Source organism: Streptomyces sp. MGP-BFMKR1, assembly GCF_057766585.1.
Window position 1 is genome coordinate 2772680 of sequence record NZ_CM173408.1, and the last position, 22388, is coordinate 2795067.

16 protein-coding genes, 2 tRNA genes and 2 pseudogenes are annotated in these 22388 nt (G+C 73.1%); 7 read left to right on the forward strand and 13 right to left on the reverse strand.

Going from position 1 to position 22388, the window contains the following annotated elements:
• Window positions 1-164: 164 nt before the first annotated feature.
• The 6 genes and pseudogenes from AC3CHW_RS10195 to AC3CHW_RS10220 form a co-directional block, all read right to left on the reverse strand.
• Window positions 165-1682, reverse strand: a complete 1518-nt coding sequence (locus AC3CHW_RS10195; RefSeq protein ID WP_488470231.1) for an HD-GYP domain-containing protein — start codon at window positions 1680-1682, stop codon at window positions 165-167.
• Window positions 1669-3672 carry an HD-GYP domain-containing protein gene (locus AC3CHW_RS10200; RefSeq protein WP_488470232.1) on the reverse strand — a complete coding sequence of 668 codons (2004 nt, stop codon included), beginning with the start codon at window positions 3670-3672 and terminating at the stop codon, window positions 1669-1671. Before AC3CHW_RS10200 ends, AC3CHW_RS10195 begins: the two co-directional genes overlap by 14 nt.
• A 717-nt stretch (window positions 3673-4389) precedes the next feature.
• Window positions 4390-4686: pseudogene (gene rsrA, locus AC3CHW_RS10205) on the reverse strand (mycothiol system anti-sigma-R factor); the annotation flags it as partial.
• Window positions 4683-5468: a sigma-70 family RNA polymerase sigma factor gene (locus AC3CHW_RS10210; RefSeq protein ID WP_398609280.1), complete on the reverse strand. Its 786-nt coding sequence runs from the start codon at window positions 5466-5468 to the stop codon at window positions 4683-4685. The pseudogene rsrA and the gene AC3CHW_RS10210, both read right to left, overlap by 4 nt.
• 255 nt (window positions 5469-5723) lie before the next feature.
• Window positions 5724-6395: an alpha/beta hydrolase family protein gene (locus tag AC3CHW_RS10215; protein WP_488470233.1), complete on the reverse strand. Its 672-nt coding sequence runs from the start codon at window positions 6393-6395 to the stop codon at window positions 5724-5726.
• Between the two features lie 142 nt (window positions 6396-6537).
• Window positions 6538-7359: an SOS response-associated peptidase gene (locus AC3CHW_RS10220; protein WP_398609282.1), complete on the reverse strand. Its 822-nt coding sequence runs from the start codon at window positions 7357-7359 to the stop codon at window positions 6538-6540.
• A gap of 452 nt (window positions 7360-7811) precedes the next feature.
• On the opposite strand from AC3CHW_RS10220, the gene AC3CHW_RS10225 reads away from it, so the two are divergent.
• The 4 genes from AC3CHW_RS10225 to AC3CHW_RS10240 all read left to right on the forward strand — a co-directional run bounded on the left by AC3CHW_RS10225 (window position 7812) and on the right by AC3CHW_RS10240 (window position 11599).
• A complete protein-coding gene (locus tag AC3CHW_RS10225; RefSeq protein WP_488470234.1) occupies window positions 7812-8525 on the forward strand; it encodes a M50 family metallopeptidase in 714 nt (237 codons plus the stop codon).
• A 102-nt stretch (window positions 8526-8627) separates the two neighbouring features.
• Window positions 8628-10028 carry a 3-phosphoshikimate 1-carboxyvinyltransferase gene (gene aroA / locus AC3CHW_RS10230; RefSeq protein WP_488470235.1) on the forward strand — a complete coding sequence of 467 codons (1401 nt, stop codon included), beginning with the start codon at window positions 8628-8630 and terminating at the stop codon, window positions 10026-10028.
• Window positions 10029-10038: 10 nt separating this feature from the next.
• A complete protein-coding gene (gene rsgA / locus AC3CHW_RS10235) occupies window positions 10039-11046 on the forward strand; it encodes a ribosome small subunit-dependent GTPase A (RefSeq protein ID WP_488470236.1) in 1008 nt (335 codons plus the stop codon).
• A gap of 229 nt (window positions 11047-11275) precedes the next feature.
• The gene (locus tag AC3CHW_RS10240; protein WP_176163986.1) at window positions 11276-11599 is read left to right on the forward strand and encodes a DMT family transporter; all 324 of its coding nucleotides are present in this window, start codon (window positions 11276-11278) and stop codon (window positions 11597-11599) included.
• Between the two features lie 119 nt (window positions 11600-11718).
• Here AC3CHW_RS10240 and AC3CHW_RS10245 read toward each other — a convergent pair whose 3' ends face one another.
• Window positions 11719-12564, reverse strand: a complete 846-nt coding sequence (locus AC3CHW_RS10245) for a TetR/AcrR family transcriptional regulator (protein ID WP_488470237.1) — start codon at window positions 12562-12564, stop codon at window positions 11719-11721.
• A gap of 126 nt (window positions 12565-12690) precedes the next feature.
• On the opposite strand from AC3CHW_RS10245, the gene hisN reads away from it, so the two are divergent.
• Together hisN and AC3CHW_RS10255 are read left to right on the forward strand one after the other, a co-directional pair.
• Window positions 12691-13482, forward strand: coding sequence for a histidinol-phosphatase (gene hisN, locus AC3CHW_RS10250; protein WP_398609287.1), 792 nt, complete (start codon window positions 12691-12693; stop codon window positions 13480-13482).
• A gap of 194 nt (window positions 13483-13676) precedes the next feature.
• Window positions 13677-14084 (forward strand): CBS domain-containing protein, encoded by a 408-nt coding sequence (locus AC3CHW_RS10255; protein WP_398609288.1) that lies wholly within the window; start codon window positions 13677-13679, stop codon window positions 14082-14084.
• A 256-nt stretch (window positions 14085-14340) separates the two neighbouring features.
• On the opposite strand, the gene AC3CHW_RS10260 is transcribed toward AC3CHW_RS10255, so the two are convergent.
• Window positions 14341-15816, reverse strand: a complete 1476-nt coding sequence (locus AC3CHW_RS10260) for a catalase (protein ID WP_459250245.1) — start codon at window positions 15814-15816, stop codon at window positions 14341-14343.
• 157 nt (window positions 15817-15973) lie between these two features.
• Between AC3CHW_RS10260 and AC3CHW_RS10265 the strand changes: the two genes are divergently transcribed.
• Window positions 15974-16390: a Fur family transcriptional regulator gene (locus AC3CHW_RS10265; protein ID WP_176163981.1), complete on the forward strand. Its 417-nt coding sequence runs from the start codon at window positions 15974-15976 to the stop codon at window positions 16388-16390.
• A 228-nt stretch (window positions 16391-16618) separates the two neighbouring features.
• Here the strand turns inward: AC3CHW_RS10265 and AC3CHW_RS10270 are convergent.
• The 5 genes and pseudogenes from AC3CHW_RS10270 to AC3CHW_RS10290 form a co-directional block, all read right to left on the reverse strand.
• Window positions 16619-16756 (reverse strand): annotated as a pseudogene (locus AC3CHW_RS10270) (Rieske 2Fe-2S domain-containing protein); the annotation flags it as partial.
• Window positions 16757-16775: 19 nt separating this feature from the next.
• Window positions 16776-16849: transfer RNA gene (locus AC3CHW_RS10275), tRNA-Met, on the reverse strand.
• A 155-nt stretch (window positions 16850-17004) separates the two neighbouring features.
• A complete protein-coding gene (locus tag AC3CHW_RS10280) occupies window positions 17005-18906 on the reverse strand; it encodes a tetratricopeptide repeat protein (protein ID WP_488470238.1) in 1902 nt (633 codons plus the stop codon).
• A 299-nt stretch (window positions 18907-19205) separates the two neighbouring features.
• Window positions 19206-19279 (reverse strand) — tRNA-Met (locus AC3CHW_RS10285).
• A 41-nt stretch (window positions 19280-19320) separates the two neighbouring features.
• Window positions 19321-22338, reverse strand: a complete 3018-nt coding sequence (locus AC3CHW_RS10290; RefSeq protein ID WP_488471016.1) for a UPF0182 family membrane protein — start codon at window positions 22336-22338, stop codon at window positions 19321-19323.
• Window positions 22339-22388 lie beyond the last annotated feature (50 nt).

A 22388-nucleotide genomic window follows, 5' to 3' on the forward strand; every position in this document is an offset into this window, starting at 1 on the left:
GCCGCGACACCCCCTTCTCCGCATCCAACCATGCCCATTCCGGGCCCCGCTCATTACCCACGGGTTGTGACAAGGGCCTGCCAGATGAGCGGCCACCACGCCATTCGGCGGGCCACCTCTCGGAGCGCATCCGTTTCGCGGAAGGTGAGTTTCGCAGGGCGGTATCAGGCGTCGGCGTCGCGGCGCACCACCCGGGCCAGCGCGGCCACCACCTCCGGGTCGTACTCCCGCTCCGTTCCCTCCCACAGCCGCCCCAGCGCCCACGGCGACCCACCCGCCGCCGCGCGACCCTCGCCCCCATCGCGCCCCGCGCGCCCGCCGGCGCGCTCCCCTGTGCCGCACACCCCGGTCGGCTCCCGGCGCGAGGGCGCGCCAGGATCACCCGTGAGATCCGCGTACGCGTTGACCACCCGGATGACGCGCGCCGGCAGCGGCTGTTCGCGGTACGGGGCGGCCTGCCGTTCGACCGCGTCGGCGACCTCGGCGGGCATGCCCGTCTGGCGCACGACGGCGCCCCCGAGTCGGGCTATGCGCCGCGCCTCCGATGCGGGCAGCGGCTCGGTGGCGCCGGCCGGGTACGGGTCGACCAGGGAGAGTTGGCCCACGTCGTGCAGGAGTGCCGCGTCCTCGATGACGGCGAGCGCGCGGCCGGAGAGGCCCAACTCCCGGCCGACCGCCCGGCCGAGCCGGGCCACCCGCCGCGCGTGGCCGGGCGGCGTGTAGCCGGCGATCTCCGTGGCGCGGGCCAGCGAGGCGACGGTCTGCCGGTCGGCCTCACGCCCCGCCGCGCGCCGGCGCACCGCCAACTGCGCGAGCAGCAACGGCACACCGCAGAGCGGCAGCGCCCACTCCCCCGCCGTGGCCACCGCGAGCGCCAGCACCACCGCCGCGGCGCACACCGCCGCCCCCACCACGCGCCGGGCCCGCAACTCCGCACCCAGCAGGTCCGCGTACGGACCGCCGCCGCGCGCCCACGCGAACAGCGCGGCCAGCGCCGCCTCGCTCAGCAGGGCGAGCCCGAAGAGCGCGAGCAGGCAGGGCACGACGAGCGACTCGACGCCCGTAGTCAAGCCCAACGGCGTTCCGGCGTCCAGGAATTGACAGCCCAGGGCAGCGCAGGCGACCGCGAGCACCCGGCGCGCGACGCGCTCCGGGTGGGCCGACTGGCCGAGCGCGACGGGCGGCACGAGGCCGGCCAGGCTGGCGGCGACGACGACCGCGACGGCCTGCGCCCATCCGAACGGCCCGGTCACCTGGGCCACTTCACCGCCCGCGCCCGCCACCTCCCCGAGCGCCACGTAGCCGAGCGCGCCGGTCGTCGCCAACGGGGCCGGCTCCCGACACCGGGCCGGCGCGACCCGGCAGCGGACCGCCTCCCCGACGGCGATCAGCGCGCCGAAGGCGAGCGCCGTACCCGGTGCCTCCACGCCGCGCCGGGCCGTCAGGCAAAGCGCCGCGACGGAGAGCGCGAGGGCGGCGCCGTAGGCGGCGAAGACGAGGACGGGGGTGGAGACCGGAGCGGACGCGGGGACGGTGGCGGGGGCGCCACCGGGGTGTTGGGGCTCGGCCGTGTGCGCCGGGCGCCGCTCGTGTCGTGACCCTCGCTCCCCGCGCCCGTCGGCCGCGCCCGGCGCGGTGTGGCGCGCCGGCTGGTCCGGCGCGGACGCGTCAGCCCTGGCCATCGGTTCGCGGGGCTCGGCGCGCCGCGTGCACGGGGGCGGCCACCGACCGCAGGGCGCCGGCGCGCGGGAACGAGAGATCGCCGGACAGCTCGGGAACGCCGCGCGCGCCCGCCGGACCGGGGGCCGCGCCCCCGCCCGCCGCCGGCCCGCTCCGCTCATCGGCCACCCCGGGGAACGCCTCCCGCTCCGCGTCCGTCGGCCATAACTCGCTCGATTCGGCGCCCAGTTCGCGCCCGGGCCAGGCTCGCTCGGCGGCGTCCTCCGCGTCACACTCGGCGTGGTGCGCGGCGCCGTAGGCACTGGCGTACGCACCGCCGTACGCGGCACCCGGGTAGGCCGCACCCGCGCTCGCACCCGCGCTCGCGCGGTCGTGTGACGCATCGACGTCGAGCGACGCGCCGGCACCGTCCCGGTCGTCCGCCGCCGCCCGCGCGTTGCCGCCGTCGCCCGCTCCCTCGCGAGCGCCGGCGCTCGCGGCGTCGGGCGCGACCTCGGACGCGGCACCGCGCACGGGGACCGCGTCGCGCGCCGGGGCCGCGTCCGGCACGGCGCACGCCGCTCCCGTCGCCCCGTCACACTCGCCCGTTCCGGCGGCGGCGTGCGCGCCGTCCGCCCCGCTCGCCCCGGCCACTTCCGGGGCGACGGCCTCGGGCTGCCAACCGTGCCGGTCCAGCGCGCGGGCGAGGGCGCGCACCATACGGGGGTCGAACTGCGAGCCGGCGCAGCGCCGGAGCTCCTCCACGGCCACGGACACCGGGCGCGCGCGGCGGTAGCTGCGGGTCGAGGTCATGGCGTCGAAGGCGTCGGCCACCGCCACCACCCGGGCCACCTCGGGGATGTCGCGCCCGGCGAGGCCGTGTGGGTATCCGCTGCCGTCCAGCCGTTCGTGGTGGTGCAGGATCGCCGACCGGGCCTCCGCCAGGCACGCGATGTCGCGCACCATCGCGTCCCCGTGCTCCGGGTGCAGCTCGATGACGCACCGTTCCTGCGGGGTCAACGGGCCGTTCTTGCGCAGCAGTCGGGTCGGCACGCCCAGTTTGCCGACGTCGTGCAGCACCCCGGCCACCCGTAGCACCTCAAGGCGCTCCGCCGCCATTCCCAGCTCGCGGGCGATCAACACCGAGGCCGCGCCCACGCGTTCGCCGTGCCCGCGCGTGTAGCGGTCCTTGAGGTCGACGGCCTGCACCAGGGCGCGCACGGCCGCGTGGTGCGTAGCGCGCTCGGGCGCCCGGGGACCGAAGGCCCAGCCGGCGACGGAGACCGGCACCAGTACGAGGAGCGCGGCCGGCGGCCCGTAGGGGCTGTCCCACAGCAGCGCCATCACCAGCCCCACCAGCCCGTGCACGGCGTACGGGGCGCAGGAGCCGCACAGGTCGCGCGGGCGCCCCCACCCCGCGCCGCGGCCACCGACAGCGGCCCGCGCCCCACGGTCAAGGCCCGCCTGGAGCAGCCCGTACGCGAGGGCCGCCCCGGTCGCGGGCAGGAGGGCGCGCGGCAGGTCGGCGGCGGCGAGGGCGGCCGGGCCGCCGAGCGCGGCGAAGGCCGCGGCGCTCCCGTACGTGGCGAGCGCGAGCCGGGCGGCGCGCCAGCCACGGCTGGCGGTGGCCGGCCCGCCGCCCGGTTCGGCGGGCGCGGCCCGGCCGACGAGGGCGCCGGGGACGGGGACGAGCGCCGCGGCGGCGGGCGGCAACAAAAAGGCCCCGGCCAGGAGCGCGGGGCTGCACCAGTCGAAGGGCGGGCGGCTCGCCGGGGCGGTGGTGCCGTGCGGGGAGCGGCGGAGCGCGGCCCGACAGCCCGCGTACCCGAGCGCCAGCAGCGCCATCGGGAACCAGGCGTCGGCCCCGACGCCGCCGGGACCCGTGAACGGCTCCGCGATGTCGGCGCCCAGCGCCACGGACGGGGCGGTGACCAGGGCCGGAGCGGCACAGAAGGCCGCCGCGCACACGGCACCGACGATGTAGAGGCGCGCGGTTTGCGGGAGCGTCCGCACGGTCCCCTCCTCCCCCCAGTCGCACGGGCTTCGACGTCAGGTTGGGGAGAATAGGACGACCGCGTGGGAAAAACGTCCACTCAGGTGGAATCAGTCGCCCGGCGGGAACAGATACACACCTTCGGGTGACAGTCAGATGGCGCGGCGGTGGCGCACGGCCCGATGCCCGCCCACGCGTTCGACACCCACTCGGATGCCATCCCGCCGCGGGCCCCACCGAGCGCCGACGCGTCTCCACCGGCTCGCACCAGCGCGTCATCGGCCCCGCCACCCCGACGCGCCCTGGTCCGCCAACACCTTTGCAAAACAGGGCAGTTGGCCTGAGCGCCTGCGGGCCCGGCCCCGGGACGAAGCTGGCGGTCGGCCGTCGGCACGCGTACGTCCGCCCCGTGCACCGAGGGCATGGGCATGCCGACGGCGTACGGGGCGGACGTGTGAAAGGGATCGAAACGCCGGGCGATGCGGCCCTGGACCGGGCCGCGCCCGGGTGCGTCAGTCGCGGGTGGCGCTCTCCGGGCCACCGCGATCGACCGAACCGCTGCTCGGCGCGGCCTGCAGCGGCTGCGCCGCGGCGGCCTGGGTCGACGCGGCGGCCGAGGCCGCGCCCGTGACCGGCGTGGAGTCGGCGGCCGGGGCGGAGCCGACGGCCGACGCGGAGTCCGCGGAACCCGGCTCACGGCCGGCGACCTCGGGGCCACTGACGCGGTGCAGCGGCCGGCTCGGGTCGGTCTCCAGCAACGCCTGGTCGGGCACGGTCTCGCCGGCCCTTATCAACTCGATCCGGCCCATCACCTTGGAGCGGAGGTCGGCCGGTACGTCGTCCTGGCCGCAGCAGCGCTTGACGAGCTTCTTCACCGCCTGCTCCAGGCCGTACTTCTCCAGACACGGCGAGCACGCGTCGATGTGCACCTCGAACTTGGCGCAGTCACCGTCGGGCATCTCGTGGTCGAGAAACTCATACAGGTGGTCGAGGACCTCAGAGCAGTCCGTCTCTCGCGGGTCACCGCAGCTCATGAGCCCGAGCCTTTCCGATCGTGCGACTCTTCCCCTGACGATGCCGGGGAGACCCCACTCGACACAGCCCCCGCGCCCGCCGGCACCAGCCCGCGACCACGGGCGTAGTCCTCCAGCAGACCGCGCAGTTGGCGGCGCCCACGGTGCAGTCGAGACATCACCGTACCGATGGGTGTACCCATGATGTCCGCGATCTCCTTGTAGGCAAAGCCCTCAACGTCGGCGAGATACACCGCGATGCGGAATTCCTCGGGGATCGCCTGCAGAGCCGACTTCACGTCGGAGTCCGGCAGGTGGTCGAGGGCCTGGGACTCGGCGGAGCGCAGGCCGGTCGACATGTGCGACTCGGCGCGCGCGAGCTGCCAGTCCTCGATCTCCTCGGCGGCACTGCGCTGCGGTTCGCGCTGCTTCTTGCGGTAGGAGTTGATGAACGTGTTGGTGAGGATGCGGTACAGCCACGCCTTGAGGTTGGTGCCCTCGCGGAACTGGTGGAAGGACGCGTACGCCTTGGCGTAGGTCTCCTGCACCAGGTCCTCGGCGTCGGCCGGGTTACGCGTCATCCGCAGCGCGGCCGAATACATCTGGTCAAGGAAGGTGAGGGCATCCCGCTCGAAACGGGCGTTCCGCTCGGCCGCGGTCTCGCTCCCGCTCCCGGCCGCTTCGGCCTGGGCGGTCTCGTTCTCAGCGTGGCTGACCTGGGCGGCGGCCTCCTGCTGCCCCGCGCCGGTCGAGCCCTGCGTCGTGCCGTCGGTCCCCGCGTCCGTCCCAGTGACCGGACCCACCTCCTCCAACACCGTAGCGAGACCGGATGCGGACCCGCTTGAATCGGAGAATAGACGACGATCCGGTCCGCCCGCCGCTCCAGCCAGCGTCGACTGGTCGACCCGAAGCTGCGACCACGCCAGGTCGGCGGTCTGCGGACGGGACGGGCAAGCAAGCGAACCCATGCGGGAAACTCCCATTCCTCGTGCTGATGCCGCTACGTTTCGATCCTTACGTCGGGCACAACATCCGCACGGCGGTTCGCATTCCCCGACTCAGTGAGCGATCCGATCCAGCCACTTCGCTACGGCATCCGTGAGCAGCGTCAGCGTCTCCTCCTGCGTACGGGCCGCCTTCTTCGGAACGGCGAAGCCGTGATCGGCCTCCGGAACCTCCACGATCTCCGTGCCGTCGGGGAACTCCTCGGGTCGGCCGAACGGGTCGCGTCCCCCCTGCACCACGAGCGTGGGCAGCCCCGCCTCCAGCAGTTCGGCGGCCCGGGACGACGCCGGCTTGCCGGGCGGGTGCAGCGGGAACGAGAGGGCGAGCACGGCCCGGGCGCCCAGCTCCCGCCCCGTACGGCAGGCCACCCGGGCCCCGGCGCTGCGCCCGCCGGCGACCACCGGCAGCCCGGGCCCGGTCAGCGCCGGCCACACCGCCCGCCAGCCGACGTCCAGCGTCTTCGGCGCGGGGGCGACCTTCTTCCCCGCGACCCGCCAGGGCTGCTCCACCAGGGCGACGCTCACGCCGCGCGGCGGCAGGGTCGCGGCCAGCGCCGCGAGGTCGCGCGCCTCGATGCCGCCGCCCGCCCCGTGCCCGAGGGCCAGCACGGCGCGGGCGTCCGGCGCCCGGTGCCAGGTGATCCGCGCGTCACCAGCGGGGGTCGGCACGGTCTCGGTCTGGGGGGCGGGGCCGGCCCCGCCCGTCCCGTTCGCTGTCGTCCGCATCCGCCCATCCTGCCCCGGGCCCCACCGCGGCCCTACGCCACCCGCCGACGGGCACCCGATCCGGCCCGGGCGGGGCGCCTCGCGGGCGACGGGCCCCTCGGGCGGCAGGCGACAAGCGACAGGCGACAGGCGACAGGCGACGCTAGAACAGCGTCTCCTCCTCCGGTGCCGGGAGTTCCTTCAGCAGCTCCGGGCCGTTGTTGCGGACGTTGCTCACGTCCGTGGTGACCGGGTAGGCGCGCAGCAGCCCGCCCGGCGGCGGCGCGAGCAGCGCGCGCAGGGACTCCTCGTCGGTGCGGGCCGGATCGAGCCAGGCCGCCCAGCGGTCCGGGGTCAGCATGAGCGGCATGCGCGGGTGGATCTCCGCGAGCGAGGCCGGCCCGTCCGTACCCGCCTCCCGGCCCGCCAGCGGCGTCGTCTCCGCCTCGGTCGTGATCACGGTGCACGTCGCCCACCACGCCTGCGGGTGGTCGTCGGGCAGCGTGCGGTCCCGCCAGAACTCGTAGAGGCCGGCCAGCGCCATCACCGAGCCGTCGGCCGGCGTGACGAAGTAGGGCTGCTTGCGCGTCCGCTTCTTGCGGCCCCGCTCCTCCAGTTGCCGCTCGTCGGCGCTGGTCACCCACTCGTAGTAGCCGTCCGCCGGCACCAGGCAGCGGCGCGCCTCGAAGGCGCGGCGGAACGAGGGCTTCTCGTGCACGGTCTCGGCGCGCGCGTTGATCATCTTCGCGGCCCCCTCCGGCGACTTCGCCCAGGAGGGCACGAGCCCCCAGCGCAGCGGTCGGAGCTGGCGAACCGGCGTGCGGTCGGCGGACTGCTTGAGGGGCCGCTCCAGGACGGCGTAGACGTTCTTGGTGGGCGCCACGTTCCAGTCCGGGGCCAGCGCCTCGGTCGGCTCCCACTTGCCCACGTCGAACAGGTTGGCCAGGTCCTCTGGTTTCCGGCTCGCCGCGTACCGTCCGCACATCTCGTGACAACCCCTCCGACCGCACCGTTGCTCCATCCATGCTGCCGCACCCGGCCCCCGTTCGGTGCGCCGAGGGATGGTGGGGCCGGCCACCGCCCGGGGCGGGCTCGCCCCGATCCCGGAGCAACCCCCGCATTCCGGCCGGGGCGCCGACGGAACCGGGGCCGGCGCGCCCGCGTTTTTCCTACCGTCTGCCCGGAGGTGCCAGACTGCGGCACCACCGCGGCCGGGCCCCGGCCCGGCCGCCGGCCAGGTCAGCCACCACCGACCCACCGCGTACCGCCGTACGGGCAGTGCTCGCTCCCCGCCCCAGCCCGACCAGCAGCACCCCCTGTCCACCAGCACCACCCAGCACACCCGGCACCACACCAGCATCACCCGGCACCACCCAGCACCGACGAGAACCACCCAGCGCCGAACAGCGCCGATCGGGACCAAGGAGTCGCCCCCGCATGGACAGCACCAGCGCAACCGAGCTGTGGGACCGCGTCTTCGGCACCCAACCCGACCCCTCACAGTGGCTGGTGGCGATCACCGGCCTGATCGCGCTCGCCGTCGTCACCTCGCGCCTGACCTGGCGGCTGGCCCGCAACGCCATCACCATCGCCCACGAGGGCGGGCACGGGGTCGTGGCGCTGCTCAGCGGGCGTCGCCTGGACGGCATACGGCTGCACTCCGACACCTCGGGGCTGACCGTCTCGCGCGGCAAGCCGACCGGTCTCGGCATGATCCTGACCGCGGCGGCCGGCTACACCGCCCCGTCGCTGCTCGGCCTCGGCGGCGCCTGGCTGCTCGCCGCCGGCCACATCACGGCGCTGCTGTGGGGCGCGACGGCGCTCCTGGTGGCCATGCTGGTGATGATCCGCAACGCGTACGGGGCGCTGTCGGTGGTGGTCACCGGCGCGACCTTCCTGCTCGTGTCCTGGCTGACGGAGCCGGAGGTGCAGGCGGCGTTCGCGTACGGGGTGGTGTGGTTCCTGCTGCTCGGCGGGGTCAGGCCGCCGTTCGAGTTGCAGCGCAAGCGCCGGTTCGGGCAGGCCGGGGACTCCGACCCGGACCAGCTCGCCCGCCTCACGAACGTGCCGGCGGCGCTGTGGATGTTCCTCTTCCACGCCGTCTCGCTGTGCTCGCTGATCGGCGGCGGGCGCTGGCTGCTCGACCTGTGAACGACCTTGACGTCGGCCCCTCCTATCAGTGCCGTGTTACGGAGGGGTTTCACCGTTTTTGATCGAGAATCGTCGTTCGGCGGAGCCACTAAAGTAAGGCTCATGACCGGCACTGAGACATCCCCGGATGACGCCCTCGCGCTTTGGCCCGCTCCGCTCGCGCACGGAGCGGTCGACGCGACCGTCACCGTGCCCGGTTCCAAGTCCGTCACCAACCGCGGCCTGGTCCTCGCCGCACTCGCCGCCGAGCCCGGGTGGCTGCGCCGCCCGCTGCGCTCCCGCGACACCCTGCTGATGGCCGAGGCGCTGCGCGCCATGGGCGTCGGCATCGAGGAGACCATCGCGTCGAACTCCGCCGCCCCGGGCGAGCCCGGCGCCCCCGCCACCGGCGAGGCGTGGCGGGTCATCCCCGCGGGGCTGCACGGCCCGGCCACCGTGGACGTGGGCAACGCCGGTACGGTCATGCGCTTCCTGCCGCCGGTCGCCGCGCTCGCCGACGGGCCGGTCCGCTTCGACGGTGACGCCCGCTCCCACGAGCGCCCGCTGCACGGCGTGATCGACGCGCTGCGCGCCCTCGGCGCCCGCATCGACGACGACGGGCGCGGCGCGCTCCCGCTGACCGTGCACGGCAACGGCAGCATCGACGGCGGCCCGGTCCGCATCGACGCCTCCTCGTCCTCGCAGTTCGTCAGCGCGCTGCTGCTCTCCGGCGCGCGTTTCAACCAGGGCGTCGAGGTGCGGCACATCGGCTCCACGCTGCCCTCCATGCCACACATCCGGATGACCGTGGACATGCTGCGCAGCGCGGGCGCGGCCGTGGACACCCCGGAGGCGGGCGGCGAGCCCGACGTGTGGCGGGTGGCGCCGAGCGCGCTGCTCGGCCGCGACCTGGTGGTCGAGCCCGACCTGTCCAACGCGGCCCCCTTCCTGGCCGCCGCGCTGGTCACCGGCGGCCGGGTGACCATCCCCGACTGGCCCGAGCACACCACCCAGCCCGGTGACGCGCTGCGCGAGATCTTCACCGAGATGGGCGGCTCCTGCGAGCTGGTCACCACCGCCGACGGCACCGCGCTGACCTTCACCGGCACCGGTCGCGTCCGCGGCATCGACGTCGACCTGCACGAGGTGGGCGAGCTGAGCCCGGTGATCGCCGCGGTCGCCGCGCTCGCCGACTCGGAGTCGGTGCTGCGGGGCATCGCCCACCTGCGGCTGCACGAGACCGACCGGCTCGCGGCGCTGGCCAAGGAGCTGAACGACCTCGGTGGCGACGTCACCGAGACGGCGGACGGGCTGCGCATCCGCCCGCGCCCGCTGCACGGCGGCATCTTCCACACCTACGAGGACCACCGGCTGGCCACCGCCGCTGCCGTGCTGGGCCTGACCGTCGACGGCGTCCAGGTGGAGAACGTGGCCACCACCGCCAAGACCCTGCCCGATTTCCCCGGTCTGTGGACGGGGATGCTCGAAGCCACACCCGGGGCGGCCCCGATGCCGAGAGGCTGAGGCCGCGACGATGCGCCGCTACGGAAAGCACACCGACGAGGACGACGTACGCGTCCGTCCGGGCCGCCGGGGCAGCCGCCCCCGCTCCAGCATCCGGCCCAAGCACGAGGACGCCGCGCCGGGCTTCGTCCTCACCGTGGACCGGGGCCGGATCACCTGCCTGGTCGACGGCCGCACCATCCACGCCATGAAGGCCCGCGAACTCGGCCGCAAGGGCGTCGTGGTCGGCGACCAGGTGGCCGTGGTCGGTGACCTGTCCGGCGCCAAGGACACCCTGGCCCGCATCGTGCGGGTCGAGCCGCGCAGTTCCGTACTGCGCAGGACGGCCGACGACGACGATCCGTACGAGCGCGTGGTGGTCGCCAACGCCGACCAGCTCGCCATCGTGACCGCGCTGGCCGACCCCGAGCCCCGGCCCCGGCTCATCGACCGCTGCCTGGTGGCCGCCTTCGACGCGGGCCTGGAACCGCTGCTCGTGCTCACCAAGTCGGACCTGGCGCCGGCCGAGACGCTGCTGGCCACCTACGAGCTGCTCGACGTGCCGCACGTGGTGACCAACCGCGACGAGTTGACCGACGGGGCCGCCGCCGACCGGGTCAGGGAGTACCTCACGGGGCGGGTCACCGCGTTCGTCGGGCACTCCGGGGTCGGCAAGACGACGCTGGTCAACGCGCTGGTCCCGGAGCGCAAGCGGGCGGTGGGGCACGTCAACGCGGTGACCGGGCGGGGACGGCACACCACCACCTCCGCGCTCGCGCTGCCGCTGCCGACCGGCAGCGGCTGGGTGATCGACACCCCGGGCGTGCGCTCCTTCGGGCTGCACCACGTGGACCCGTCCCGCGTCATCCACGCCTTCCCCGACCTCGCGGCCGGTACGGAGAACTGCCCGCGCGCGTGCGGCCACGACGAGCCGGACTGCGCGCTGGACGCCTGGGTCGCGGACGGCCACGCCGACGCGGACCGGCTCTACTCGCTGCGCCGACTGCTCGCCACCCGCGAGCGGCGCGAGGGCGACTGAGCGGACGCGGAGGCCACGGCCTGCGGGTGCGGGGGCCACGGCCGGCGGGCGCGGGGGTCACGCCGGTGGGAGCGGGGCGGGCACGCCGGCGAGTGCTGACCAGGTCGGCGGGGCTGGCGAGGTCCGAAATCCGTGCCGGGAACGGCCGGGAACACGGGCGCGACGTTTGCCCGTTGATCTCCGAGGTAGATGCATAATCGCACGCAGGCCGAACACGGGAGGCAATCTGATGGCGTGGCTGCTCGTCGTGGTCGCCGGTCTCCTGGAAACCGGCTTCGCCGTCTGCCTCAAGCTCTCGCACGGCTTCACCCGGCTGTGGCCGACCATCGCCTTCTGCGTCTTCGCGCTCGGCAGCTTCGGCCTGCTCACGCTCGCGCTCAAGAAACTGGACGTGGGCCCGGCGTACGCGGTGTGGACCGGGATCGGCGCGGCAGGCACCGCCATCTACGGCATGGTCTTCCTGGGCGACCTGGTCTCCACCCTCAAGATCGTGTCGATCTCGCTGGTCATCGTGGGCGTCATCGGCCTCCAGCTCTCCGGCTCGGCGCACTGAGACGCGGCGCACCGCAGCCCGCCGGGGCGCGCCGTACGCACCACGGGAGCCCGGCGCACCACGCCCCACCTGGAGCGCGCCCCTCGCCCCGGTGGTAGTGCGTCGCTCACGAGCGCGGTTCAGTGCCGGGCGGGCCCGGCCTGCTGGCCCGCCGCCCAGCGCGGCGCCAGCACCCGCCGGACCAGCGCCGCCGCCTCGTCGGGCGCTCCGGGGACGCTGACGTACGAGATGGCCAGTCGCGCCGCGGCCTCGCACGCCCAGGTCAACTCCGCCGTCGCGAGGGCGGGCCGGTCGGCGCACAGGGCCGCCAGGCAACGGTCGCCGACCTGGCGCATCAGCTCACCGGGGCTGGGCAGCGCCTCGCCGAGCCCCGGCGCGCCGGCCCGCGCGCCACCTCCCGCCCACGCGCCCTCGCCGCCCCACCCACTACCCGTCATCTCTCGCCCCGGCAGCCCCCAGTGGCCCGCCTGGCCCGACAGCCCCGAGGGGCGTGACCGCCCCCGTTGACCCGGCTGACCCGGCTGGCTCAGTGGGCCCGGCGGTGCCGGCTCGCCCGACTGCTCCACCGTGGCAGCGCCGATCGGGTGTCGTTGGGCGGGCAGCGCGCGGGGCCCGAAGGCGGCGGCCGGCAGCCGGTCGTTCCAGCAGCCGGTCAGCGCCGCGCGCACCAGCGCGTTGCCCCGGGCCACCCGTACGGTCCACGCCGCGGCGGCGGCCAGCCGGTCGGCGGGGTCGCGCGCGTCCTCGCCGGGCGCCAACGCCTGTTCCACGCCCCGTAGGTACGCCTCGGTCTCACGCCGTACCAGGGCCCTGGCCAGGCCGTCCTTGTTGCCGAACTCGTTGTAGAGGGTCTGCCGGGACACCCCGGCCGCGGCGGCCACGTCCACCATGCGCACCGTGCCCCACGGCCGGCGCCCCACGGCGCGGAACGCCGCGTTCAGTAAGGCTTCACGCGCTGTAGGCACCCTTGCCTCCCAGGCTCGGACAGCTCATCCGGCTGCCGTGCGGCACAGAATTGACGCACCGACAGACGCTGTCAATAGCCCCCGCGAGCGCCGAATCGTCCCGCTTCGCCAAGGTAGTGTGCGAGCATGCCCGACTACCACGATGATCTGCGGCTCGCACAGGTGCTGGCGGACGCGGCCGACTCCGCGACCATGGAGCGGTTCAAGGCTCTGGACCTCAAGGTCGAGACCAAACCCGATATGACGCCCGTCAGCGAGGCCGACAAGGCCGCCGAGGAGCTGATCCGCTCCTCGCTCCAACGCGCCCGGCCGCGCGACGCGGTGCTCGGCGAGGAGTTCGGCAGCGAGGGCTCGGGCCCGCGCCGCTGGGTCATCGACCCCATCGACGGCACGAAGAACTACGTGCGCGGGGTGCCGGTGTGGGCCACCCTGATCGCGCTGATGGAGCGCGGCGAGGGCGGCGACCGACCGGTGGTCGGCATGGTGTCGGCCCCCGCGCTCGGGCGCCGCTGGTGGGCGGCCGAGGGGCTCGGCGCGTACACCGGTCGCAACCTCTCGTCGGCCTCCCGGATCTCGGTGTCGAAGGTGAACACCCTCTCCGACGCCTCGTTCGGGTACGCGTCGCTCGGTGGCTGGGAGGAGCGCGGCAAGCTGAACGGCTTCCTCGACCTGACCCGCGCCTGCTGGCGCACCCGCGGCTACGGCGACTTCTGGCCGTACATGATGGTGGCCGAGGGCGCGATCGACCTGTGCGCCGAGCCGGAGCTGTCCCTGTGGGACATGGCCGCCAACGCGGTCATCGTGCAGGAGGCGGGCGGCCGGTTCACCGGCCTCGACGGCAAGCCCGGCCCGCACAGCGGCGACGCCGCCGCCTCCAACGGCCTGCTCCACGACGAACTCCTCAAGCACCTCCAGTAGCCCCCGCGCGCCACCCGCTGCTCGCGGACGCTTCCCCCGCGCCCGCCCGGGCGCTCCATGTGCTCCCGCCCGATCCCTTGTCGCGCCCGCCACCTCATGTGAACATGAGAATCCGCCCGCTTGTGCGCTTGTGAAGCCCTTCTCGTTGCACCCTCCCGTGCCCTCGGCCGAGCGGGCCCCTAGGAGGTGGCTCCATGCCCACGCTCGTCCGCGACGCCATGACCACGGTGGTCCTCACCATCGGCCCCGCCCACACCCTCCGTCAGGCCGCCCAGTTGATGGCGGCCCGCCGCGTCGGCGCCGCCGTCGTGCTCGACACCGACACCAGCGGGCTCGGCATCCTCACCGAGCGCGACATCCTCGTCTCGGTCGGCGCCGGCCAGGACCCCGACCGCGAGACCGCCCACGCGCACACCACGACCGACGTGGTCTTCGCCGCCCCCGGCTGGACCCTGACCGAGGCCGCCCAGGCCATGACGCACGGCGGCTTCCGCCATCTGATCGTGCTCGACGAGCGCGAACCGGTCGGGCTCGTCTCCGTCCGCGACATCATCCGCTGTTGGTCCCGCGCCGAGGAGGCCACCAGCGCGCTCGCCGGCTGACCCCACGCGGCCCGCGCCGCCCACACGCCGTGGCCCGACGCCGACGCCGCTCCCCCACCCACGACCGGCGACGCGGCCGGGTACGCGTAGAGGTACGCCGGGAAGTCCGAGTACGCGGGGAGGTCCGGGTACGCGAAGAGGCCGGAGCCCCATGGCGTCCGGCCTCTTCGGTTGTTACGGCAAGCGACTGTTCAGTCGCCCGCGCGGGGGACCACCGCCCACGGGGGTGGGGCGGCGGGCCCGCCGCGCGGACGGCTCAGCCGCGGAGGGCCTGGACCGCGGCCTCCAGCCGCTTGCCGTAGTCCGCGTCCGCCTTGCGGAAGTTGGCGATGGCGCGCTCGATGATGTCCTCGCGCGACACCCCGGAGAGGGCGCCCGCCAGGTTGGCGATCAGGCGCTCCTTCTCGTCCTCGGTCATCAGCCGGTAGAGGTTGCCGGCCTGCACGAAGTCGTTGTCCTCGGCGTGCGAGGGCGTGGCCTCCTCGCCCGTGAGGCCGCTGACCGCGATCGGCTGCCACAGCGGGACGTTGGTCTGGGCCGGCCCGCCGAAGCTGTTGGGCTCGTAGTTCTTCGAGCCGCCGTGCCGCCCGTCGTAGGCGAAGCCGTCACGGCTGTACGTGCGCGCCTCGGTGGCGTGCGGCCGGTTGACCGGCAGGTTGTCGGCGTTGATGCCCACCCGGTAGCGGTGCGCGTCGCCGTAGCCGAACAGGCGGCCCTGGAGCATCTTGTCCGGGGACGGGCCGATACCGGGCACGAAGTGCGCCGGCGAGAAGATCGACTGCTCGACCTCGGCGAAGATGTTCTCCGGGTTGCGGTTGAGCTCCAGCTTGCCGAACTCGACCAGCGGGTAGTCCGCGTGCGGCCAGACCTTGGTCAGGTCGAACGGGTTGAAGCGGTAGGTCGCCGCCTCGGCCGCGGGCATGATCTGCACGTACACGGTCCAGCTCGGGAACTCGCCGCGCTCGATGGCCTCCCGCAGGTCCCGCTGGTGGCTGTCGGGGTCCTTACCGGCGAGCACCGCGGCCTCCTCGGCCGTCAGGTTCTTGATGCCCTGGTCGGTCTTGAAGTGGTACTTGACCCAGAAGACCTCGCCCGCCTCGTTGTTCCACTGGAAGGTGTGCGAGCCGAAGCCGTCCATGTGGCGGTACGAGGCCGGGATGCCACGGTCGCCGAAGAGCCACGTCACCTGGTGCGTGGACTCGGGCGACAGCCCCCAGAAGTCGAAGACGTTGTCCGGCTCCTGCGAGCCGGTGTACGGGTCGCGCTTCTGGGTGTGGATGAAGTCGGGGAACTTGATGGCGTCCCTGATGAAGAACACCGGGGTGTTGTTGCCGACGAGGTCGTAGTTGCCCTCTTCGGTGTAGAACTTCAGCGCGAAGCCGCGCGGGTCCCGGACCGCGTCCGGCGCGCCCAGGTTGCCGGCCACGGTGGAGAAGCGCAGGAAGGTCTCGGTCTGCTTGCCGACCTCGGAGAGGAACTTCGCGCGGGTGTACCGGGTCACGTCCGCGGTCACCGTGAAGGTGCCGTACGCGCCGGCCCCCCGGGCGTGCACCACACGCTCCGGAATGCGCTCCCGGTTGAAGTGCGCCAGCTTCTCCAGCAGCAACTGGTCCTGCACCAGCACCGGGCCGCCGACGCCCGCGGTCTCGCTGTTCTGGTTGTCGGCGACCGGTGCGCCGGCCTCCGTGGTCAGCGGCCCCGCCGACTGAGCCGTCTCGCCCTGAACCGTCACGTGCGCCTCCTGCGTATTCGTCCTGTCCCTTGGCCTGAGCCGTAACCGATCCTACATTGGACTTTGTCTAAGTCAAGAAGAAGTGGAGAGACGTACAAAGTCTGTTCATGGACGCACACTGCTACTCTGGTTCCTATCTGACTGATAGGTGAATGGCATGAGTGACCTGCTAGAACGACTCCGGGGGCGCGGCTGGCGACTCACCGCCCAGCGTCGCGTCGTGGCCGAGGTGCTCGACGGGGACCATGTGCACTACACCGCCGACGAGGTGCACGCCCGCGCATCGGAGCGCCTGCCCGAGATCTCCCGGGCGACCGTCTACAACACCCTCGGCGAGCTGGTGTCCCTTGGCGAGATCCTGGAGGTGAGCACGGACGGCCGCGCCAAGCGGTACGACCCCAACGCCCACCACGACCACCACCACCTGGTGTGCAGCCGCTGCGGCACCATCCGCGACGTGCGCCCCGCCGGCGATCCGCTCAGCGACCTGCCGGTGGTGGAGCGCTTCGGCTTCACGGTCACCGGCGTGGAAGTCACCTACCGAGGCACCTGCCCCTCCTGCACGGACGCCTGACCCGACCGGCCGCCGTTCGCGCGCGCCGCGCCGGCCACGCCCGGCCGCGTTCATCACAGCGGCTCGCTGGAGAACTGGTGGGCCCAGCGGCGGAACCTGGTGATTCCCGACCCGGCGGCAGCCCCCGAGCGTGCCGCCAGACGAAGACCAGTCCGTCGGTCTCCGGTGCTCAATTCGACCCGGCCGTGCCCTGGGCGGCGCGGTGCCGTATCCGGTCCGGACGCAGGCGCCCTCCGGGTCGAACCGGAAGTGGTGGCAGGGACAGACGAGGTTCTCCCCGCGCACCGTCCCGCCGTGCCCCGGGTGCGCCCCGAGGTGCGGGCAGTACGGGCGTAAACGACGAAGGCCCGAATCCCTGATCAGGATTCGGGCCTCGTCTTGCGAGTAGCGGGGACAGGATTTGAACCTGCGACCTCTGGGTTATGAGCCCAGCGAGCTACCGAGCTGCTCCACCCCGCGTCGTTGTGTACTTACTGTAACCCCACCCCGACGACCAGGGCAAATCGCGGTCCCGCCGCCCCTCGCCGCCCCGCCTTCCCACCGCCTCCGCCGCGCGCCAGGCCCGGCGTGCGGCGGGGCCCGACGCCCGCCGGCGGCGTGCGCGGAGCGCGTGCCTACGCGGTCTGCTCCTGCTGGAGCGCGTCCGCGAGCCGGGCCGCGCGCTCCGCGACCTGGGCGGGCCCCAGCTCGACCGCGCGGGCGCACCAGCGCTGGCCCTCGGTCAGCGCCCCGCGCCGGGCCGCGAGCAGCGCGAGCCGCAGCGCGGCGCGGCCGTGGCCGGCGTTGGCGGCCCGGGTCCACCACAGCGCCGCCTCCGGCTCGCTGCCCTCGCGGGCCAGGAGCAGGCCCAGGTTGAAGGCGCCGTTGCGGCTGCCGGCCTTGGCGGCGGTGCGGTACCAGTGCGCGGCCTTCACCACGTCCCCGCGAGCGGACGCGAGCATGCCAACTCGAACCTGTGCGCGACGGTGGCCCTGGCGGGCCGCCCGCTCGTACCACTCCTCGCACTCCGGCCGCTCCGGCTCGCTGTCCGTACCGTTCCCGAGGCTCGCGCTCGGGTCGACGACGGCCGGCCGGTCGAGGAGCGCGCCGAGCCGGAAGGCGGCCTCGGCGCTGCCGCCCTCGGCCGCGCAGCGCAGATGCTTTTCGGCCGCCTCCTCGTCGCCCTCGCGCAGCAGCACGATCGCCACCTGGAGGGCGGCCTCGGTGTGCCCACCGGCGGCGGCGCGTACGTACCACTCGTGCGCCGTGCGCTCCGCGCCCCGCCCCGCGTGCAGGATGCCGAGGTTGAACGCGGCGTCCACGCTGCCGGCCTCGGCGGCCTTGGAGAACCACGGCTCGGCCCCGGCCGCGTCCGAGCGCTGGAGCAGCAGCACGGCCAGCGCGTTCGCGGCCTCGCGGTGTCCCGCGTACGCCGCGCGCCGGTACCACTGCTCGGCCTGCGCGGTGCGCCCCTGGCTGGCGCAGAGCAGGCCGAGGTTGTACGCGCCGTTGATGTCGCCCGCGTCCAGCGCCGCGCGGTACCAGCGCTCCGCGGTCTGCGGCTCGCCCCGGTCGGCGTGGAGCGCGCCCAGCGCGTTGGCCGCGTTGCCGTCGCCGTCCTGGGCGGCCCGGTGCCACCACACGGCCGCGCTGTCCAGGTCGCCGGCGTCGCGCAGCAGGAACGCGAGCGCGCAGGCGGCCCGCGGCTCGCCGTCCTCGGCCGACATCAGGTACCAGCGGCCGGCCTCCTTCGTCTCACCGCGCTCCTCAAGCAGCGTGCCGAGGTGCAGCGCCGCGCGCCGGTGCCCGCGCGCGGCGGCCTGCCGGTACCAGCGCTCGGCCTCGCTCTGCTCGCCGTCGGCCCGCGCGCTCTTACCCCGGCCGTCGGGGTGGTGCTGCTCGCGCTCGCGTCTGTGCAGGATCTGCGCGAGTCGGTACGCGGCCTCGCGGTGGCCGTGCTCGGCGGCGGCGCGAAACCATCGCTCGGCGCCCACGTCGCTGCGGTGCTCAAGCAGGTCGGCCAGGGCGTACGCGCCGAGCGCGTGTCCCGACTCGGCGGACTGCCGCAGCCAGTACTCGGCGGCCGGCTCGTCGCCGCGCTCGCGGTGGTGCCGGCCGAGGGCGTGGGCGGCGGCGGCCGAGCCGGCGACGGCGGCGGTCCGCCACCAGCCGGCCGCCTCGTCGGCGTAGCCGCGCTGGTGCAGGAGGACGCCCAGGTTGTTGGCGGCGGCGCGGTCGCCGGCGACGCTGGCGGCACGGAGGTGTGGTTCGGCCCGGTCGAGGTCGCCGCGGCGCAGCAGCAGGGCACCGAGGACGCTCATGGCGGCCGGGTCCCCGGCCTCGGCGGCCCGGCGGTGCACTGTCTCGAATTCGACGTCGGCGCCGTACGCGCTGCCCGCGATGTCCGCGGTGACGGCGTCCACTTCGCCCGCGCCGTCCAGCGCGAGTCCCGGCATGCTTTCGGCGCGCCCGTCGTCGGGCGCCGGCACAAGCCGCTCCTTCTCCAACAACCTTGCCCTGTCCCCCATGCGTTCCATCGTTGCACCACCCACAACCGGCGTACACCTGGTATACCGCAGGGGCGAGGTCAATTCGACGTTTTGTCGACTTCCCGACAGAACGACTTCTGAAACCGCAGTTGGAGCCAGTTCCGCGCGCTGTCCTCGGCGCGTCGCGCCGCTCGTCGTGTCGCTCGTCCCGCCACGTGGAGACCGTGCGACACACCTGCCCTGGCAGGTGTGTCGTACGCCGGGGCGGGCCGTACGGCCGGGCAGAGCGGGCCGTAGACACGACAAGGCCCGAATCCCTGATCAGGATTCGGGCCTTGTCTTTCAAGTAGCGGGGACAGGATTTGAACCTGCGACCTCTGGGTTATGAGCCCAGCGAGCTACCGAGCTGCTCCACCCCGCGTCGGTGTTCCCTTAAGGTATCACGACGCGGGGTGGGCTCCTTCACCCGTCTGCTCTGTCCGGCGTCCGCTCCGGCTTGTCGGCTGGCTGGCCTCCGGTGTCGGCGGACGCCTGCTCGGCCCCGCCGCCCTTGTCGCCGTCGGCTCCGTCCTTGGCGCCGTCGTTCTTCCCGTCGCCCTTGCCGTCGCCCTTGGCCTTGTCCGCCGCGTCCTTCTCCGCCTTGGCGGCCCGGTCCAGCGCGTCCTTCAGGTCCTTCTGGGCCTTGCCGAACGCCTCCCAGTCCTGGGGCTCCTTCTGGAGCGCTTCCTGGCCCGCGGTGATGGCGTCCTGCGCGTCCTTCAGGGCCTCGCGCACCGTCGGGTCGCCCGATGGCTCGTCAGGTTCCTGGCCGTCGCCCGGTGGCTTCGTCGGATCGGTGGGCTTCTGTTCGCCGAAGACGACGTCGAGCGCCTTGTCCAGCGAGTCCTCGAAGGCCGTCTGGTCGCCGTAGGTCACCAGGACCTTCTTGAGCAGCGGATAGTTCGTCCCCGCGCCCCGGACGTAGACCGGCTCCACGTACAACAGGCCGTCGTCGAGCGGGACCGTCAGCAGGTTGCCGTACTCGACCGTCGAGTCGCCGCCCTTGAGGAGTCTGATGCTCTCGGCGATCTTCGGATCGGAGTTGAACTTGCTCTGCACCTGTTGTGGTCCGGAGACCGGGTTGTTCGGTCGCAGCTTCAGGATTCTGATCTTGCCGTAGCCCTCGCTCTGGGCGTCGGCGTCGACCGCCATGAACGCGCTCAGGTTGTCCCGGTCGTTCGGCGTGAACGTGGTGGTCAGGGAGAACTTCTTCTCCTTCTGATCCGGCATCTGCATGCTGAGGTAGTACGGCGGCACCGAGTTGACCTTGTTGGTCGGGTCGTCGGGAACCTGCCAGACCTCACTGCCGCTGTAGAACTGCTCCGGGTCCTCGACGTGGTAGCGGGTCAGCAACTGGCGCTGCACCTTGAACAGGTCCTGCGGGTACCGCAGGTGGTCCATCAGGTCCTTGCTGATCTGGTCGCGGTCCTTGACCGTGCCCGGGAACGCCTTGCGCCACGTCTTGAGGACCGGGTCCTCGGTGTCCCACTCGTACAGCTTCACGGACCCGTCGTACGCGTCGACCGTGGCCTTGACCGAGTTGCGGATGTAGTTGACCTTGTTCTCCTGCGCGACGACCTCGCGCTGGCCGTCGGTCAGCGAGTCCTCCGTCGTGTCACCGAGGGTGGTGCGCGACGCGTACGGATAGCCGTTGGTCGTGGTGTACGCGTCCACGATCCACTGGATGCGGCCCTTGATGATCGCCGGGTAGGCGTCGCCGTCGATCGTCAGCCACGGGGCGACGGCCTCGACCCGCTCCTTCGGCGTGCGGTTGTACAGGATGCGCGAGCCCTCGCCGATGGCCCCCGAGTAGAGGATCTGCGGCTCGTTGAAGGAGACCGCGTACGCCGCCCGGCTGAGCGGGTTGGAGAGCTTGACGCCACTGTCGCCCTTGTACGTGGTCGTCTTCTCCTCGCCCTTGTCGCCGGAGTAGTCCAGCTCCTCCTGCGGGCCGCCCACGATCGAGTACTGCGTCGTCTTCTCGCCGTAGTAGATGCGCTGTTCGTAGTCGCCGAACTGGCCCTCCGACGGGAGGTTGCGCTCCATGAACGCCGGGGCGCCGGTCTTGGTGGTGTCGGTGCCCTTGGCCGTCACGGCGCCGTAGCCGTGGGTGTACTTGAAGTGGTCGTTGATCCAGTTGCGCTCGGGGATGCCCTTGGTGTTGATCTCGCGCAGACCGATGACGGTGTCCTGGTCCTGGCCGTCCTTGGTCTTGTACCGGTCCACGTCCAGGGTCTGCGGGAACTGGTAGTAGCCGCGGACCTGCTGGAGCTGCTGGACGGTGGGCGAGACCACGTTCGGGTCGAGCAGGCGCAGGCTGGCCGTGGAGTCCACCTTGGCGCGCAGCGTCTTCGGGTCCTTGCTGCTCTCGCCCTGGTAGTCCTTCACGTCCGTGTTGTCGATGCCGTACGCCTTGCGCGTGGCCTCGATGTTCTTCTTGATGTACGGCGCTTCCTTGGCCTGCTCGTTCGGCTGGACCTGGAACTTCTGCACGATCGCCGGGTAGAGCCCGCCGATCAGGATGGCCGAGAGCACCATCAGGCCGAAGCCGATCACCGGGAGCTGCCAGGTGCGCCGCCACAGCGTTGCGAAGAACAGCAACGCGCAGATCACCGCGATGCAGAACAGGATGGTCTTCGCCGGCAGGTACGCGTTGGCGTCGACGTACTTCAGACCGGTCCAGTTACCGGTCTCCTTCAGGTCGCTCGACTTCACCGCCAGGCCGTACCGGTCCAGCCAGTACGCGACGGCCTTGAGCGCGACGAAGATGCCGAGCAGCACCGACAGGTGGCCGGTGGCCGCCGCCGTGGCGCGCGCGCCGGGGCTGGTGATGCGCAGCCCGCCGTACAGGTAGTGCACCAGCGTGGCGGCGATCAGCGAGAGGACGGTGGCCGCGAACCCGAAGCTCAGCAGGAAGCGGTACCAGGGCAGGTCGAACGCGTAGAACGACACGTCCTTGTGGAACTGCGCGTCCTTCTGGCCGAACGACACCCCGTTGACCCACAGCAGCCAGGTGCGCCACTGGCCCGATGCGGAGGCCCCGGAGATCAGGCCGACCAGCGCCGTGACGCCGATCAGCAGCCACTTCTTGTACGGGTCGATGCCCATCCGGTACCGGTCGAGGGACTGCTGCTCCAGCGACATCGCGCTCAGCGGCGGGCGCAGCCGGTGGGCCAGCCAGATGTTCACCCCAACGGCCACGGCCATGAGCAGCCCGAAGACGAGGAAGAGGCCGATCTTGGTCACCAGCGTCGTCCTGAAGACGGACGAGTAGTGCACCGAGCGATACCACAGCCAGTCCGTCCAGAACCCCGCGAACATGACGAAGCCCATGGCCAACACGGCCAGGACGCCCAGCGTCATGAGCAGGGTCCGGACCCGCCGGGACGGTCGGCCGACTCTGATCCGTGGCCCGGTCGGGCCTCCGCCGCGGTCCGGCATCTGGAAAGCCAAGGTGCGCACCTCGAAGTTCGGTGTCGATGAAGCTGGGT

Coding starts and splice junctions, on each gene's coding strand:
- AC3CHW_RS10195 (WP_488470231.1), bottom strand. CDS start 1,682: ATGGCCAGGGCTGACGCGTCCGCGCCGGACCAGCCGGCGCGCCACACC.
- AC3CHW_RS10215 (WP_488470233.1), bottom strand. CDS start 6,395: ATGCGGACGACAGCGAACGGGACGGGCGGGGCCGGCCCCGCCCCCCAG.
- AC3CHW_RS10220 (WP_398609282.1), bottom strand. CDS start 7,359: ATGTGCGGACGGTACGCGGCGAGCCGGAAACCAGAGGACCTGGCCAAC.
- AC3CHW_RS10225 (WP_488470234.1), top strand. CDS start 7,812: ATGGACAGCACCAGCGCAACCGAGCTGTGGGACCGCGTCTTCGGCACC.
- aroA (WP_488470235.1), top strand. CDS start 8,628: ATGACCGGCACTGAGACATCCCCGGATGACGCCCTCGCGCTTTGGCCC.
- rsgA (WP_488470236.1), top strand. CDS start 10,039: ATGCGCCGCTACGGAAAGCACACCGACGAGGACGACGTACGCGTCCGT.
- AC3CHW_RS10240 (WP_176163986.1), top strand. CDS start 11,276: ATGGCGTGGCTGCTCGTCGTGGTCGCCGGTCTCCTGGAAACCGGCTTC.
- hisN (WP_398609287.1), top strand. CDS start 12,691: ATGCCCGACTACCACGATGATCTGCGGCTCGCACAGGTGCTGGCGGAC.
- AC3CHW_RS10255 (WP_398609288.1), top strand. CDS start 13,677: ATGCCCACGCTCGTCCGCGACGCCATGACCACGGTGGTCCTCACCATC.
- AC3CHW_RS10265 (WP_176163981.1), top strand. CDS start 15,974: ATGAGTGACCTGCTAGAACGACTCCGGGGGCGCGGCTGGCGACTCACC.
- AC3CHW_RS10280 (WP_488470238.1), bottom strand. CDS start 18,906: ATGGAACGCATGGGGGACAGGGCAAGGTTGTTGGAGAAGGAGCGGCTT.
- AC3CHW_RS10290 (WP_488471016.1), bottom strand. CDS start 22,338: ATGCCGGACCGCGGCGGAGGCCCGACCGGGCCACGGATCAGAGTCGGC.